Source organism: Helicobacter mesocricetorum, assembly GCF_900198605.1.
Lineage (GTDB): Bacteria > Campylobacterota > Campylobacteria > Campylobacterales > Helicobacteraceae > Helicobacter_D > Helicobacter_D mesocricetorum.
This window is the reverse complement of sequence record NZ_FZPJ01000008.1, coordinates 1-15,642: the sequence shown is the minus strand read 5'-3', so window position 1 is coordinate 15,642 and position 15,642 is coordinate 1. Positions and strand designations below refer to the sequence as shown.

22 protein-coding genes are annotated in these 15,642 nt (G+C 29.7%); all 22 read left to right on the top strand.

Annotated elements, in window-relative coordinates; all coding sequences use genetic code 11:
• The first annotated feature begins 184 nt into the window (after window positions 1-184).
• Complete coding sequence (locus C6H18_RS02165; RefSeq protein WP_104721474.1) at window positions 185-403, top strand: type II toxin-antitoxin system HicB family antitoxin; 219 nt, start codon at window positions 185-187, stop codon at window positions 401-403.
• Entirely contained in the window at window positions 396-599 is a 204-nt protein-coding gene (locus tag C6H18_RS02160; RefSeq protein ID WP_104721473.1) for a type II toxin-antitoxin system HicA family toxin, read from the top strand. Before C6H18_RS02165 ends, C6H18_RS02160 begins: the two co-directional genes overlap by 8 nt.
• Window positions 600-602: 3 nt before the next feature.
• Entirely contained in the window at window positions 603-2,399 is a 1,797-nt protein-coding gene (locus tag C6H18_RS02155) for an AAA family ATPase (RefSeq protein ID WP_104721472.1), read from the top strand.
• Window positions 2,400-2,413: 14 nt separating this feature from the next.
• The gene (locus tag C6H18_RS02150; RefSeq protein WP_104721471.1) at window positions 2,414-2,749 is read left to right on the top strand and encodes a hypothetical protein; all 336 of its coding nucleotides are present in this window, start codon (window positions 2,414-2,416) and stop codon (window positions 2,747-2,749) included.
• A gap of 250 nt (window positions 2,750-2,999) precedes the next feature.
• Complete coding sequence (locus C6H18_RS02145) at window positions 3,000-3,602, top strand: recombinase family protein (protein ID WP_104721470.1); 603 nt, start codon at window positions 3,000-3,002, stop codon at window positions 3,600-3,602.
• Window positions 3,603-4,517: 915 nt separating this feature from the next.
• Window positions 4,518-5,009, top strand: a complete 492-nt coding sequence (locus C6H18_RS02140) for a hypothetical protein (protein ID WP_233704035.1) — start codon at window positions 4,518-4,520, stop codon at window positions 5,007-5,009.
• Window positions 5,010-5,391: 382 nt separating this feature from the next.
• Entirely contained in the window at window positions 5,392-5,838 is a 447-nt protein-coding gene (locus tag C6H18_RS02135) for a single-stranded DNA-binding protein (RefSeq protein WP_104721469.1), read from the top strand.
• A 347-nt stretch (window positions 5,839-6,185) separates the two neighbouring features.
• On the top strand, window positions 6,186-6,554 hold the full coding sequence (locus tag C6H18_RS02130; RefSeq protein ID WP_104721468.1) for a hypothetical protein: 369 nt from the start codon (window positions 6,186-6,188) through the stop codon (window positions 6,552-6,554).
• A gap of 171 nt (window positions 6,555-6,725) precedes the next feature.
• Window positions 6,726-7,526 (top strand): phage recombination protein Bet, encoded by an 801-nt coding sequence (bet, locus tag C6H18_RS02125; protein ID WP_104721467.1) that lies wholly within the window; start codon window positions 6,726-6,728, stop codon window positions 7,524-7,526.
• A 9-nt stretch (window positions 7,527-7,535) separates the two neighbouring features.
• Window positions 7,536-7,922 (top strand): hypothetical protein, encoded by a 387-nt coding sequence (locus C6H18_RS02120; RefSeq protein WP_104721466.1) that lies wholly within the window; start codon window positions 7,536-7,538, stop codon window positions 7,920-7,922.
• Window positions 7,923-8,029: 107 nt separating this feature from the next.
• Window positions 8,030-8,335: a hypothetical protein gene (locus C6H18_RS02115; RefSeq protein WP_104721465.1), complete on the top strand. Its 306-nt coding sequence runs from the start codon at window positions 8,030-8,032 to the stop codon at window positions 8,333-8,335.
• 25 nt (window positions 8,336-8,360) lie between these two features.
• Complete coding sequence (locus C6H18_RS02110) at window positions 8,361-8,708, top strand: hypothetical protein (protein WP_104721464.1); 348 nt, start codon at window positions 8,361-8,363, stop codon at window positions 8,706-8,708.
• A 164-nt stretch (window positions 8,709-8,872) separates the two neighbouring features.
• Window positions 8,873-9,829 carry a Dna2/Cas4 domain-containing protein gene (locus tag C6H18_RS02105; RefSeq protein ID WP_104721463.1) on the top strand — a complete coding sequence of 319 codons (957 nt, stop codon included), beginning with the start codon at window positions 8,873-8,875 and terminating at the stop codon, window positions 9,827-9,829.
• Window positions 9,830-9,840: 11 nt separating this feature from the next.
• Window positions 9,841-10,083, top strand: a complete 243-nt coding sequence (locus C6H18_RS02100; protein WP_104721462.1) for a hypothetical protein — start codon at window positions 9,841-9,843, stop codon at window positions 10,081-10,083.
• Between the two features lie 262 nt (window positions 10,084-10,345).
• A complete protein-coding gene (locus C6H18_RS02095; protein WP_104721461.1) occupies window positions 10,346-10,801 on the top strand; it encodes a hypothetical protein in 456 nt (151 codons plus the stop codon).
• Entirely contained in the window at window positions 10,798-11,028 is a 231-nt protein-coding gene (locus C6H18_RS02090) for a hypothetical protein (RefSeq protein WP_104721460.1), read from the top strand. Before C6H18_RS02095 ends, C6H18_RS02090 begins: the two co-directional genes overlap by 4 nt.
• A complete protein-coding gene (locus C6H18_RS02085; RefSeq protein ID WP_104721459.1) occupies window positions 11,021-11,290 on the top strand; it encodes a hypothetical protein in 270 nt (89 codons plus the stop codon). The genes C6H18_RS02090 and C6H18_RS02085 overlap by 8 nt, the downstream gene beginning before the upstream one ends.
• A 101-nt stretch (window positions 11,291-11,391) precedes the next feature.
• Window positions 11,392-11,871: a hypothetical protein gene (locus tag C6H18_RS02080; protein ID WP_104721458.1), complete on the top strand. Its 480-nt coding sequence runs from the start codon at window positions 11,392-11,394 to the stop codon at window positions 11,869-11,871.
• A gap of 171 nt (window positions 11,872-12,042) precedes the next feature.
• Window positions 12,043-12,177 (top strand): hypothetical protein, encoded by a 135-nt coding sequence (locus tag C6H18_RS09695; protein WP_267891862.1) that lies wholly within the window; start codon window positions 12,043-12,045, stop codon window positions 12,175-12,177.
• 57 nt (window positions 12,178-12,234) lie between these two features.
• Complete coding sequence (locus C6H18_RS02075; protein ID WP_104721457.1) at window positions 12,235-12,480, top strand: hypothetical protein; 246 nt, start codon at window positions 12,235-12,237, stop codon at window positions 12,478-12,480.
• A complete protein-coding gene (locus tag C6H18_RS02070; protein ID WP_199770103.1) occupies window positions 12,464-12,823 on the top strand; it encodes a type II toxin-antitoxin system PemK/MazF family toxin in 360 nt (119 codons plus the stop codon). Before C6H18_RS02075 ends, C6H18_RS02070 begins: the two co-directional genes overlap by 17 nt.
• 127 nt (window positions 12,824-12,950) lie before the next feature.
• A complete protein-coding gene (locus C6H18_RS02065) occupies window positions 12,951-15,353 on the top strand; it encodes a DEAD/DEAH box helicase family protein (protein WP_104721456.1) in 2,403 nt (800 codons plus the stop codon).
• Window positions 15,354-15,642: the final 289 nt, after the last annotated feature.

Sequence of the window (15,642 nt, the reverse complement as noted above, 5' to 3'; positions counted from 1 at the left end):
ACTATTATATTTAAGTCAATTTTTTATTGCTCTTAGTATCTCCAGAGGCAAATTTTATTGACATACATATAATAAATTATTCTATTTAAGTCAAATAAAAATAAATATTGACATACATATAATACTTTTATTATAATTCCATAAAACTATTATATTTAAGTCAATAAATTTAGTAAGGATTTGGATGCTATTAAATGTTATTATTGAAAAAGATCAAGATGGATATTTTGCACGCATTTTAGAGCTTGAAGGTTGTGTTTCACAAGGTAATACTTATGAAGAAGCTTTGATTAACATAAAAGAAGCAGGAGAGCTTTATTTAGAAAGTCTTAAAAGTGAAGAAAAAGAAATTATCGAAAATAAAATAACTTCCATTGTTCCAATGGTTTTAGCTAATGCCTGAATTACCAAGAATTACCGCAAAAGAAGCAGAAAAGCTTTTATTGCAAAATGATTTTTTAATTGATAGACAAAAAGGTAGCCACAGAATCTATAAAAAAGATTCTCATAGGATGGTTATTCCTCATCATAGCGGAGAGATTTTACATCCTAAAATCATAAAGCAACTCTTTGAAATTATTGAAGCAACAAAGGATTAAAAAATGCCTAAACGCAATACCATTGATACAATCACGCTTGGGATTTTTAGTGATGAAAATGTTTCTGTAATTTGTGAAGATACTATCAAATTAGAAATAGGATCTGTGGCTGTTTTAAGTGGTAATAGTGAGGTAGGAAAATCTTTTTTGGCTCTAAAAGTATGTGCCAATGCTATAAATGAGGGCTTAAAACCTTTCTTTTGGAGTATAGAAGACAAAAATCAAGCGATTTTAGAGCGTATTAAAAACATAGAAAATTTTTACCCATTTAATACTGCCGAACTTGAATTTTCTAACGAGCTTCCAAAAATCGATAAAAATCCTATTTACTGCTTAAAAGACGAACTCAATGAGTTAGCAGATTGCAATTTGATTGTTCTTGATACTTTCAGTGCATTTTTCTCAATTTTAGGCTTTAAAGATCAAAATAATCAAAATGATGTGCAAAATTTCTTTAATGTTTTAACAGATATAGCTAAAACAAATAAACAAGCCATTTTATTGCTTCACCATTTAGATAAAAAAGGTGAAAGCCTTATGGGTAGCTCTGTAATTATTAATGCTCCTAGACTTGTTTATAAACTTTCATTCCAAAAAGGAGAAGACAAAAATTCTACAACTTATCGATTACTTGAAGTGCTAAAGGATAATAACAATATTAATGCTGGAGAATTTCAAAAAACAATTAAGGTGTTACAAAACTCTAGTATTGATGAACCTTTAATTAAAGATGTGAAAGTAGAAAATATTGATAATTACACTTTAGAGATTATTAACAAAAAAGATATATCTGCTGTAAGTGTCAATGACTTAGCAAAAGGCTATGTAACAATGAATGAAAATAGGGGAATTTTTTATCTAAGCTCACGAAAGCTTACAGATACCAATTTTTATAAAGCTTTCAAAGAAAATAATAACGAAATAGAATTTGAAATGATTAACTCCAATGGATCATCTTATGCAATTACACTTAAAAATTCTTTACTTACACAAACACATAGAAACATCTTAGATGCTTTATTTTTATATATTAAAAAAAATGTGGATACAAGCGTTATTAAAAGGCATCAAGAAAAATTTTGGGATATGGAGGTAAGACTAGAGCCTTATAAATTTTTAAGACAATATCTTAATAAATCTCCTAGCAATTATTCTTGGTTAAAGCAAAAATTTACTGAAATTTCTCGCTTTGCTTATGATTTAGCCTTTACTCAAAATATTGACACCAAAGACAAGCAAACAACTACCCAAAGGGATAAAGGAATTTTAATGTTTGATTCTGTGGAGCGTATCACAAAAGAAAATGGTGTAATTGTATCTGTATTTGTTCTAACAGTCCGCAGAGAATATATTAAAAGACTTGAAACAGAATCCACTCTTTCTTATGATGATAATTTATCAAAAATCTTGATTGATTTAAATTCTTTGGTAGCCCAAGATTTAATTAGATTTTTAACAAGCTTTCCTGATAAAAAAATTCTTAGCTATAGTGAGTTTTGTGAGATTAAAGCCTATAAATTCTACAAAGAAAACTCTATCATTTCAAGACAAAAGAAAGAAATCATTAAACTAAAAGATAAGCTCATAGAGTTTGGCATAAACATTTATGGTAAAGGTGTAGAATTTGCTGATTATGATGATGAATTTTTTTACGATAAATATAAAAATGAAAACGATTTGTTTTTCATCTATGAAAGCAATAATAGGGTAAAAAGATATATTAAACGTAATGATCCTATGAATCAATTAAACACCAAAAACAATAAATATCTATTGCAAAGAACGCTATTTGATGAATAAGGATAGAAAAATTTATGAGTAGATTGGATGATATTTTAGAAGAACAAAGATTAGAAGAGCTAAGGCAAATCAATAATAGGAGAAATCAAACACGAGAACAAGACTATGGAAAATTAGAAGGTACTTTACTTGGTATAGTCTTCAATCTTTTTGCTTTTGCCATCAGAATCGCTTTTACTATATTTTTTACCATTTTAAAATGGTTTTTTTACTTTATTATAATCCTACGAAATAAAGTTTTGATAAAATGGAATTGGTATGTCAAAACAGAAGAAATAATATTTACCTTACCATGGTGGGAATTGTGGCTTGTAATTGGAGCTATTTGGTTATCTTATTATGGCAAATAATTACATCCACATATCTGTGAGATCTTCTTTGTATTTCTGGTATTATTTATAAACTACCCTTTCTAGCAGTTTAATTGATATGCAAAAACATCTAAACCAATATTAAAGACAAGTATTTTAAAATATAATTTATTTAATTTTTAAAAATCGTTCCTTAAATATTTACTATTTGTATCTATAAAAGATATAAATTAATCAATATATTATGTTACAATTTAGTCAAATTAATAAAAATTTGTATAGGAAAAATATGGTTTTGGCATATATTAGAATTAGCACAAATAAGCAGGATATTGAAACACAAAAATTACAAATTTTTAAATATGCCCGCGAGGAAGGTTTGAGTATTGATAATTTCATTGAAGTGCAAGAGAGTTCCGCAAAAAGCCCAAAGCAACGAAAAATTGATGAATTAAAAGAAAGATTAAAAAATAATGATGTCTTAATTGTTTATGAACTTTCAAGGCTTGGCAGGAGTATGTTTGAAACAATCAATCTTGTTTTGGAACTATCAGAAAAAGGGGTGCAATTTATTTTTTTAAAACAACCTGAACTTAGTAGCTTTAAAAATATTCATTCAAAGCTCTTGCTTACTTTTTATGCCTATATAGCTGAAGTAGAAAAAGATTTTATCTCTCAACGCACTAAAGCTGGACTTGAAAAAGCAAGAGCTAGTGGCAAAATTTTAGGGCGTCCTGTTGGTAGCTATTCTAGTATGTATGATGAATATTCGGAAACAATTAAAGAGTTAATCACTAAGGAATTATCCTTAAAATCAATATGGAAATATATAGGCAAAAAAGGACATTATGTAAGCTTTTATAATTATTGCAAAGCAAGAAATCTTATATAATTTTACAATTAATTATAATTTTAATTTTAATAGGTTAGAATAGGATTAGAATTTAAGGAACCATTAATATTAATTTTTAAAAATTACCTTTAGAATCTTAAAGTTTTAAGATTTGATCTTAATCAAAAACTTCAAAAATAATTTGACATAATACATAAATTTTATTACAATTTGGTTTTAAACTTTATGTTTTTTTGTAAAAGGTATAGATTGCCACCTTTTAGGTTCTTTCCACCTAGTGTAATCTACCTCGTGTAGCTTATGACTACATATAAGAAGAGAAAGTTAATTCAGGGTTAAACCATATAGCCCTTTCCCTTTGAATTGCTAGGAAGTCTTGCAATACAAGGAGGATAAAGCATTAAAATGCAAAAGGTATTCTATTGCCTTTTTTCTCCTTGTTTAGAGTGTTATACTCCAACTATTAGAAATAATAGTGCATTATGCAGTAACAATTAACACTTAGAGATAACCAGCAGCTAAGCTTCTAATGGGTTATTAGTTTTAGCGGAATCTTAAAGAACATACAAGCTTACCCCTTTAAGACTATCAATCAGTTTTGAAAAATGAAACTTCCTACACATAAAATTTTTTTCGTAAAATTGAGGCATACTATTTTTTTTAGGCTTGTGTGTTCCTTTAAGTTTCTATTTAATCTTTAATCCTATGAAGAAAGTTCAGAGACTATCCACAAGATAAAGTAATAGATCGTAATATTCAAAACCTTAATGTTTTGTAGAAATTCATAAATTACAAATTCTATCATTTATCTAGGAGTAGGCTGTAAGCAAGTATATTTACCTCATTCATTCTCTCATTATTATTCAATCTCTTTTTTAAAGTAGTCTATAAGCGTAAGCTAAAAGATGATTTCCATTAAAAATTAGTAATTAAAACTTAACAAAAGGAGCTAAAATGGCTAAAGTCAAAACAGGACAACAAGAACAGGAAATTGTTGAAACAAATAATCAAAATATAAAACCCACACAAAGTAATAATCCACCATCAAGACGAAGTATTATTGAAGCAAACCAAAAACGAAAGATTGCAACAATTGAAAAGAATATTAATGCAGAAGTCTTTGTTCCCCAATCTCTAAATGCTATAAAAATCTTTAGAGAATTAAGGACAACAGATGCACTAGATTCTACGCTAAGAAATTTTTGGGGCGATAAAATCAATGCAAAAGATATGGAAAAATGGATTAATCTTGTTGATGAGATTTATACAAAAATCACAGAAGCAAATTCATACGGTAAAGAATTATTAGTAACAAATGGCAAAAGTCGTGGTATAGAAAACTTCTTTTTAAGACAAGAGATTAAAAAATCTATTGAGACAAAAGAAGCACAAGAAGCAAAAACTAAAGAAACTAAAACACAAGAGAGCAAGAAACAAGAAGCATAATAGTATGAGAGAGAATGAGAGAGGTTACTAAGACAGCCCAAGCGGAGGGACACTCTTTTTTAGAGTGAAGATATAGTCCGTTCTCTATGGTGACATAGAGCAGCCTTTTTTAAAGGCGTGTATAGTGTTGCGAACTATGCAGAACATAAAGATAAATCACAAATTATCACTAACGCCTTAGTTAGTTAATTTAATAATACCTGAAAATCCCATACAAAGTTTTTCTGCCTAAAGAAGTTTAAACTTCAAGGAATCTCTTTTGGGATAAGTTTATAAGTTTTTTAAAAACACTTTAAGGTGGTCTTTACAAGCAAATTCCACCTTTGGTGTTTGTTTTTAAAGGCAACTTTAGTTTGTCTAAATTTATCTTAAAGGATACAAAATGTTTAACAAAATTATTTTAGTAGGAAATTTAACACGAGATGTTGAGTTAAGATATTTACCAAATGGTTCAGCATTAGCCAAATTAGGATTAGCAACAAATCGTCGCTATAAAAAGCAAGATGGCACACAAGGTGAGGAAACTTGCTTTATCGATGTGAATCTCTTTGGTAGAACTGCAGAAATTGCTAATCAATACCTTAAAAAAGGTTCTTCTGTGTTAATTGAGGGTCGTTTGGTATTAGATACTTGGATGGATAATAATGGGCAAAAGAAAAGTAAGCATAGCATTACAGCAGAAAGTATGCAAATGCTTGGTGGCAATAATGCAAAAGTAGATGCTAATACTTCTGAAGCGGTTGTTGATAATGAACCTAATGTAGTTTATGAAGGACAGCCACAAGTCAATCCAAACAATACTGATGTTGAAGATGGCATACCTTTCTAGTTTTTATTGTTTTAAATCTTAAAACCTCTAGGTTTTTATCAATCTTACAAGCAATAAAACTCTTACTGCCTAAGTAAGAGTGATGTATTTGCTTCCCTTTTAGGTTGAAATAAAACCTAAGAGTCTTTTTAATAAATATTCCAACAAGGGATTATTTACTTCCCTTGTTGGAATAAATCCTTTCTTGGAGTATTTTACTCCTAGAATATTTACTTAGAGTATTGATTCTAGTCATTGGGATTAAGTTGCTTTTTAAGCTATACAATTATCCATAGATTGTCTTGCAGTCATTACTAAAATGATGAATAGAGAGTTTGTGGTATAATAGAAAGAATTAAGGAATTAATATGCAAGGAAATGTGATGCAAGTTATACAACCCAATCATACTATTTCACAAAGCACAATAGCTTTAATAATGAAGCTTATTAAAAAAAGCTATAAAGAAGAGGAACAACAAGAAGTTTTAAATGATATTGTTGCTATTGTCGATGAAGTTAAAAGAGATAATAGAATCTCCTCTGAGTTAATAAGAGAAGAAGTCGTTGAAAAGCTAAGAAATGAATTAGCTACAAAAGAGTTTGTTAGAGCTGAGATTGCAGAGGTAAAATCAGAATTAATCCGATGGGTTTTAGGCATTGGAGTAGCTTCTGTTTTAGTCGCTGTCTCTGCAAATTTTGCAATGATGACTTTTTTCTTTCAACAACTAACCAAATAATTTAGCTAATTTTAGTTACTACTAACCCCTAAGTTGGGATAGATTTATCCCAGCTTTGGGATACTTCTATCCTTGTTTTAATCTTTTAGACTATGATATATCTTTACTCCACTTAAGGGATAGGTATATCTTTGTTATTAGTCTTTAAGACTTTATTAATAAGGATAAACAATGAAAAACATTATTACAAAAAACAATCCCCAAAACCTAGCTGAACAAGACATCGCATTTATTAAAAATCAAATGTTTCCTTTAGGTGCTTCTGTAAAAGATATAGACTTTTGTTTAAAGGTTGCACAAGAGTTAGGTTTAAATCCCATTACAAAAGAAATATTCTTTTTAGAGAGGAAAACTCAAGTAAATGGACAGTGGGTAGTTAAAGTTGAACCTTTGGTAAGTCGTGATGGCTTATTATCTATGGCTCACAAGAGTGGAAATTTTGGTGGAATTGAAGTGTCCTCTGAAATAAAAGAAACTCCAAAAATGGTTAATGGAGTTTGGGAATATAAAAAAGATTTAGTTGCTAAGGCTATTGTATATCGCAATGATACACAAAAGCCTTTCATTACTGAAGTAGCATATTCTGAATATGTCCAGAAAACTAAAGAAGGAAATCCCACTAAGTTTTGGGCAGATAAACCTGATACTATGATTAAAAAAGTTGCTGAAGCACAAGCTTTGCGTAAAGCTTTTAATATTAATGGTATTAGGTCTATTGATGAAGTAGATGGAATCATTACTCCACAATCCCAAGACAATAATGATGAAAGCTTAGAAGTTAGTGCTGAAGTTGTGGATATTAATCAAGACTTACAAGCACTTAAAACTTTAGGCTTTGATTATGAAAGAAAAGGTGATTGGATTAAGGTTGTAGGGAATACCTATAACAAAGATTCAATTTTAAAGAATCTTGGCTTCTTTGAGAGAAAAGATTGTAGTGGTAATCTCTGCTGGGTTAAGCAAGTTGCATAAAGGAGTAAGATGGCTACACGATGTTATATTTTTACTTCAAAAGACAATGCAGATATAGTCAAAGGCATTTATTGCCACCACGATGGATATGTTGATGGTGTTGGTAAAACCTTAAAAGAGCATTATGATTGCGATACATTAGCATATTGGCTAATTGAATTAGGAAACATAAGTGCTTTAAGGAAGTCAATAGAACAAACAAAAGAAGAAGCTTATGAAGAAGAAGCACTAGAATGTTCTTTAACTAAATTTTTAGAAAAAGAATCCAAAGAATATTTTATTGAATATGTTTATCTTAGAAAGAATGGAAAATGGTTTGTTGCTAAATTAGATTTTAAAAATAAACAATATACTCCATTTAAAGAGATAACAAAAGCATATTTAGATTCTTTATAAGAACTTGTATTACTCAGCCCTAAGTTGGGATATATCTTTATCCCATTTGGGATAGGTATATCCTTGTTTTATTGGTCTTTTTAAGACTTTATTTTAAAGGATAAAAAATGGGATATAGACCCCATCATATATTGGATTATCAAGTAAAAATTGGTAGAGAAGTAGGTAGTAAAGATATTGAAGATACTTTGACTTTTGATGAAGTAACAAATACTTTAGAGGAAGCAAAGATTCATTATCATATACAAGAAGATGAGCATATCATTAATTATGAATCCTTGATGGATTTTAATACAAATGCTATCTATCCTATAACCCCTAAAAGTATTGCAATTATTAATGATTTGCAAGAAGTTGCTTCTAAATGCGATTATGCAAAAAGAGAGGGTGAATATAGAATCTGGTGGTTTTAGTGTATAATAAGAAAAAGGAATAAAAATGGAAACAACAATGCAACAAAAAGAAGTCCTTTCTTATTCTACAAAGCTTTTACTTGTTGAGATGATTAAGAAGTTTAAGCAAGAGGATAAAAAAGATGAAATCATAGATGTTGTTTTAGCAGTAGCTAATGATATTAAAACAAATGATAATATCACTGCAAAAGCTATTAAAGATGAAGTGGAGGAAAAGTTTAAAAATGAACTTGCGACAAAAGAGTTTGTTAGAGCGGAGATTAATCAAGTAAGAACTGAAATTGCAGAGGTAAAATCAGACATTATTAAATGGCTTATTGGTTTGCAAATTGCTCTTGGTGGCTTTATTGTAGCGATTTTAAAACTATTCTAACACTAAAATACTTACATACAGCCCTAAGTGGGATAGATTTATCCCACTTAGGGATACTTCTATCCTTGTTTTAATCTTTTAGACTATGATATATCTTTACTCCACTTAAGGGATAGGTATATCTTTGTTATTAGTCTTTAAGACTTTATTAATAAGGATAAACAATGAAAAAAAGAGCCATTAATTTTAAAGAATTATGGACTAAAAACTTCAAAGAAATTTTAGAAAAAGAAAGTTTTGAGAATTTAGGTGATAGAAAGCTTTATGTTGGAAGCTCTGATATAGCAGGGTGTTTGCGTAAAGCCTATTTACAAAAAATGAATGACAAGGAAATATCCATAGAGCAATCTATTATTTTTGAGCGTGGTCATTTAGCAGAAGATTTAGTGAAAAAAGGCTTTGGAAATATTCCTTTTAAAGAACAATATGAGGTGAAAAACGATGATGGTTCTTTTAGAAGCCATATTGATTTTTTGATAGAAAATAAATATGAAGCAATTATTGTAGAGTGCAAATCACTTAGTAGCAGTGTTGAATCTCCTTATGAATCTTGGGTGTTGCAAGTGCAATTTCAAATGGCACTTTTAGCACAAGAAAAAAAGAATAAAAAAATTTCTGCTTGTATTGTTGCCCTTAATGTTAATAATGGTTGGCACGAATTCTTTTGGATACAACCCAATACATCCTTACAAAAAATAGCGATGAAAAAGGCAGAGGAATTAAGAGATGCAATAGAGTTACAAATTGAACCCAAAGCAGAAGCACAAGGTTATTGTGGGTTATGCCCCTTTAATAGTGATTGTCCGCTAAGACTTAATGGTTGCACACATATTAATGAAGCACTCAAAGGAGAAGCAAAAGAAATACTAACTTTAAATGAAACTACAAAGGTATTAAATGAGAGATTAGATTCTTTAAAAAAGTCTTTTGTAGATAAGCTTAATAATTTAGAAATCAAGAAATTAAGTGTTGATAATAAAGTTTTAAGTTTAGCAGGTGGAATAACAAGCACTTCTTTAGATATTAATGCTTGGAAGCAAGGAAATCCTCAAAGCTATGAAAATGTCTTAAAAGATTTTTCAAAGACTACCACAAGAGCGAAATACCTCTTGATTAGATAAAAGGAGTTGAAATGCTTAAAATAATCCCTAGCAATCATTTTAAAGAGCGTTTAGGCAATAGGAGTTTTGACCTATCTTTAGTTGCTCATATTGTTACTGAAATTTCAAAGAATCCTGCAAGGAATCTTTTTGAAATTACTAGCGGTTTTACTACTTTTGTAGTGAAATATGAGAGAGATACTCATACTGCTATTTTAGTAACAGGATGGAATGGCAATAGAGGTAGGCAAGTTATAGATAAAATAGGTATTTAGTTACAGAAAAATAAGCAAGCTTAGGCTTTTTTATATTCCAACAGGGGATTATGTATTTTTCACTTTGGGATAATAATCTCTTATTAGAGTATTTTATTCTATCTTAGAGCAAATACTTCAATGGTTGTTCAAGCTTGGTTTATCTTAGCTTGATAGGTTTTAGTTATTTTTAAAAATTTATACTAGTCTGCAAGGGACAAATTATCCCTTGTGGATTAATTGATTGTCGTTTTCCTTTGCAGACTTCTTAAGGAGTTTTCAAATGTCAGCGACAAATATTCATTTTAACAGAGTATCGTTAAACGATTTAATAAATATCATTTCTGAAAAAACTGCAAAAAGTGTAGCGCAAAAAGAGAGCAAAAAAACAAAAGCTAATGAGAGCTTTTTGTATAACAATCTTTTAAGAACTTACAAAAGTGGGATTAAAGCTACACAGCATTTTGCAGATAGGTTTCAGCAAAGATTTCTTTCAGTGGAAACACAGATTTTAAGTAGTGCTATTTCTCGTGCAATTAGACAAACCCAAACCCAAGAAGTAGGTTGCAATCATAAGAGCATTTCTCAGAAAATCATTGATAAGATGACAGGAATTGTTGTAGTTTTAGAAAGACAAGGAATGTATGGTGCAGTTCTTGTAACAAGCTACAAACTTGGAGAGGAAAATCTACTTTCTGATGAGGAGCTAAGAGACCTAAGAACAAGGGGGATATTATGAACCTTTGTGATGTTGGTTTTTTTATGCTTATTTATTTGGGACTTTGTTTAGTTTGTGGGTTTGTAGCTCTTTATTTTCAGAGAGATAAGTTGGAGCAAGAAAAAGAGTTTTTGTCTTGGACGCTTTTTGTGAAAATGTTTCTTATCGCACCTATTGTGTGCTTGGAAATTTTAATCGAAGTCTTATATGACTTTGTGAAAAAAAGCAAAGGGGACAAAGATGAATAAAAATAGAATTTTTGCTTATATACTGCTAAAAAATAATATTAATCCAAAGAATATGTTTTTTGATAAAAAGAGACAATGTTATTGTGTGATTAATGGTGAATCTTGGTGGAGGTATTACATAAAATCTAATATTTTAGGTATCTCTAAAAAAGAAATGCTTTATAGGGAGTATTCTTATGAAAAACAAATCCTAGAAAAACTCTTTAGATTGCATTTTGATAAAGTTAATAACATCATTAAATTAGTGCAATTACATAAATGAGGTGAAATTGCTAAACTTAGTGATTTTAGTTATCCAGATGAATTTGTTTGGAATGAAGAAATATAAGGAATTACACAAAAATACAAAGAAAGGAATAAATAATGCAATTAACAACTTTTAAAGAGAATTTTGAAGTCTATGATGGCGAAAAATTATGGTTTAAGTCTGATAATATTGATGAAGTTAAAAGTGTTATAGAAAATACTTTTAAAGATGCAAGTATTACTTATGAAGAGTATAAAGAAGCAAGAGAAATAGAATACATTGATAGTAAAGGTAGTGTGTCCTCTTTCCACGAAAGTTTTTTAATAGAGCTATGTGCGACAATTAAAGACCTTAGTGGAACTAGGGATATTTGGATTATCAATTTTTTTAAAAGTATTAAGCAAAGAAAGTATATAAGCCAATTAGCTACGAAAGACTTTGTTAGAGCTAAGATTAATCAAGTTAGAGCTGAGATTGCAGAGGTAAAATCAGAATTAATCCGATGGGTTTTAGGCATTGGAGTAGCTTCTGTTTTAGTCGCTGTCTCTGCAAATTTTGCAATGATGACTTTTTTCTTTCAACAACTAACCAAATAATTTAGCTAATTTTAGTTACTACTAACCCCTAAGTTGGGATAGATTTATCCCAGCTTTGGGATACTTCTATCCTTGTTTTAATCTTTTAGACTATGATATATCTTTACTCCACTTAAGGGATAGGTATATCTTTGTTATTAGTCTTTAAGACTTTATTAATAAGGATAAACAATGAAAAATATAACCATCAAAAGAAATAAGGCAATTATTGCCTCTTATAAAAGAGAGATTAATTTACAAACTAGATTTGTGAGAGATAGAAGCAAATACACACGCAAAGTTAAACATAAAGCTAGAATGGATTAATTACCTTAGCTATATATGGTATAATTACCTTATGTTAATCTGTATTAAGGAGAGTATATGGATACTGTTAAAATTACATTTAATGCGGATAGGGATTTTAAACAAATGCTTGATGATATTAAGCGTGATTATGGTTTAAAATCCATTTCAAATATTATTAAGGATGCTGTGAAAGAGTATAAATATAGACTAGAATTAGAGCAATGGCATAATGCTGTAAAATTAGCAGATAATGATTCTAAGCTCTCTTCTATTCTCTATGAAGACTTAGAAACAGGGGATTTAGATGATGAATCGCAATGAAATATGGTATGTTAATTTTGACCCTACTATAGGTAATGAAATTAAAAAGATTAGACCAGCTGTAATCATTGATGATAATTACTTGGCTAGTCAATTTATGCGACTTGTCGTTCCTATTACAACTTGGAGAGATAAGTTTGCTTCATTGCCGTGGATAGTGCAAATACAACCTAATAGTGTAAATGGGTTATCTAATGTATCAGGTTTTAATATTCAGCAAACTAGATACCTATCTACAAAACGATTCCAAAGCAAAATTGGTATTGTGGAGGATAGCACACTAATTGCAATACAAAAAGCATTGATAAGATTCATCAATCCTAATTTACATAAACTTCTTTAACTAATTTATAATTATCAGCCCCAAGTTGGGATATAAGCTATCCCACTTGGGTTAGGTATATCCTTGTTTTAGTTTAAAAGGTTTTAATCTAAAGCCTTTTAGTTTTCTATGATAATAAGGATAAACAATGAAAATAATGAATTTTTCAGATTTTTTAATCAACCATAAAACTGCTATTAAGGCTTCTTTGCACGAATCAGTATCTCCTACATTTATAGGATTACAAGAGCCTGCCAAATACAATAAAGATATTGAAACATTATTAAAGCTTAAGAAAAAGCCTTTTCCTACACAAGCTACTATTATTACTGCTGGTGTTAATCACTTGAAAAAAAGAAAATCCCTTCTTTTATCTTGTGAGATGGGGACAGGAAAAACTTTAATGGGGATTAGTTTATCTTACTCTTTATTGAAAAATGGAGGGAATGTCTTTATTATGAGTCCATCCCATCTTGTTCCTAAATGGGCAAGTGAGATAGAAGTAACACTTGGAAAAAGTGATGAAGCAATTTTAAATTATGAAATTATAATCATTAAAAAATTTTCTGATATGGCAGTTTTTAAGAATTTAGAAAAAAACTTATTACGATTTTTCATCTGCTCTAAAGAAGTTGCTAAGTTATCTTATCCACGCATACCATTTTTAGATTTAACCGCAAAAACACAAATTAAGAAAATAAACAATTCTTTAAGTGTTCTTAAGTGTGCTAGTTGTGGTAGGGAATTAGAAACTATTGCAAATGAAAATAATAATACATTCCTTAATGTTACACGCATTGATGAATACACAGGTGAAGCTTATACTTTAAGTAAAGACATCACTTGCACTCTATCACGACTAACACAAAATGTAGAAGAAAAGGTTTGTTGCAAAAAATGCAGGAAATTAATCAGTATAAATAGATTCCAACAAACTACCTTTAAAGAATGGATACTTGGAATAAAAAAGAATCCATTAGTTGGTGCAAAGAAAAAATATGGGGTGGCAGAATTTGTTAAAAAGAAAATGCCAAAACATTTTATTGATTTGCTCATTTTAGATGAAATTCACGAACTTAAAGGAAACGATACCGCACAAGGCACATCTTTTGGAATTTTAGCCTCTTGCAGTAAGAAAGTTGTAGGATTAACAGGAACATTACTTAATGGTTATGCTTCCTCTATCTTTTATATTCTCTATAAAATGAATCCTCAATTTATGAAAAAAACTCTAGGATTAAAATATAGTGAAGTGCAAAAATTTGTAGAAACCTTTGGTTCTTTTGAAAGAGAATACTCTGCTGGAGAAGCTCATAATTTAAGCCTCCAAGATGGTCTAATCACTCGTAAGGGAAAATCTACTAAATTAAAGGAGCTTCCTTTTATTAATCCTCTTCTTGTTAAAGAATTGTTAGGAATGACTTTATTCTTGAGACTTGATGAGATGAATACAGCATTACCTAATTATAAAGAGGAGATTATTAGTGTAGATTTAGAGGAGCAAATCTCTATTCCTTATAGAGATTTTTTAAGTGATATTGTAGAACAAATTATGGAGGGTAAAAAACATTTATTGGGTGCTTTAGCAAATTCTAGCTTGTCAATACCAGATTTACCTTTTATGGCAAAATCTGTTGATACAAGCAAGGAAAAGTTAGGCATTGAATTTATAGAGTATTATCCTTTAGTTAATGAAAGTTACATTACCAATAAAGAAAAAGCCTTAATTAAAGAATTAGAAAAAGAAATGCAACAAAAGCGTAGAACTATTGTTTTTGTAACATTTTCTGAACTTGGTGTTGTTGAGAGGATAGTTAAAATCCTTGAAAAATCTTTTCCTAATCAAATCATTAAACATTTATCAAGTGCTATTAATCCTGATAAGCGAGATAAGTGGATTAAAGATAATTATGCGGATATTCTTATTTGTAATCCAGAACTCGTTAAAACAGGTTTGGATTTACTTGATTATCCTAGTCTTTTCTTTTATGAAACAGGCTACAATGTTTCTACTTTAAAACAAGCCTCTCGTAGGGCTTGGAGGATAGGGCAAAAAGAAAAATGTATTGTGAAATTCTTTACTTATGGTAATTCTCCACAATATATAGCCCTAACCCTTATGAGTAAAAAAATCAAAGCTTTAAATAATTTAGAGGGAAGACTTGTTAATACCGCTAATGAATTAGCTTCCTTAGCTGTTGATAAGGGAATATCTATTCAAGAGCAAATCGCAAAGGCAATTTTAAAGAATGATGATTCTAAAAATGCAGAAGCAGAAACTTCTGAATGGAGCTTCTCTCCTAGAGAGTGGAATCCTTTTGAGTTTCATTATAGGAATTTGCAAAGTAATGTATTTGCTAAAGAGGTCAAAGAAAAAGCGTTAATAGAAGTTTCTTTAGAACAAAGAATTAGAGAAGATTTAGGGCAAAAAACAATGTCGGTAACTTTCATTAAAAATGGCGAACAAATGGTTTGTGAAATGACTGCGGATGATATTGTGAATGCTTTAAAAGATGAAAGTTATAAAAATATTCAATTATCCTTATTTTAGGAATATTGAATAAAAGAGTAGGTTAGTTACACCTTGTGTAACTTTATAGTGAAGCGATAAAGGAGAAAAGAGAGAAATTTAAAGATTGAATTTATATTTATAGTTTTTATAGATTATTGAAATCTATGTTTCACCCTAAGCCCTAAGTTGGGATACAAGCTATCCCACTTTGGGATACTTCTATCCTTGTTAATATTTAAGGTGTAACAACCTTAAAAATGATAGAATAAGGAGATAAAATGAAAGGATATATAATGAATACTCATCAATATGTCTTAAATGAAAGTTT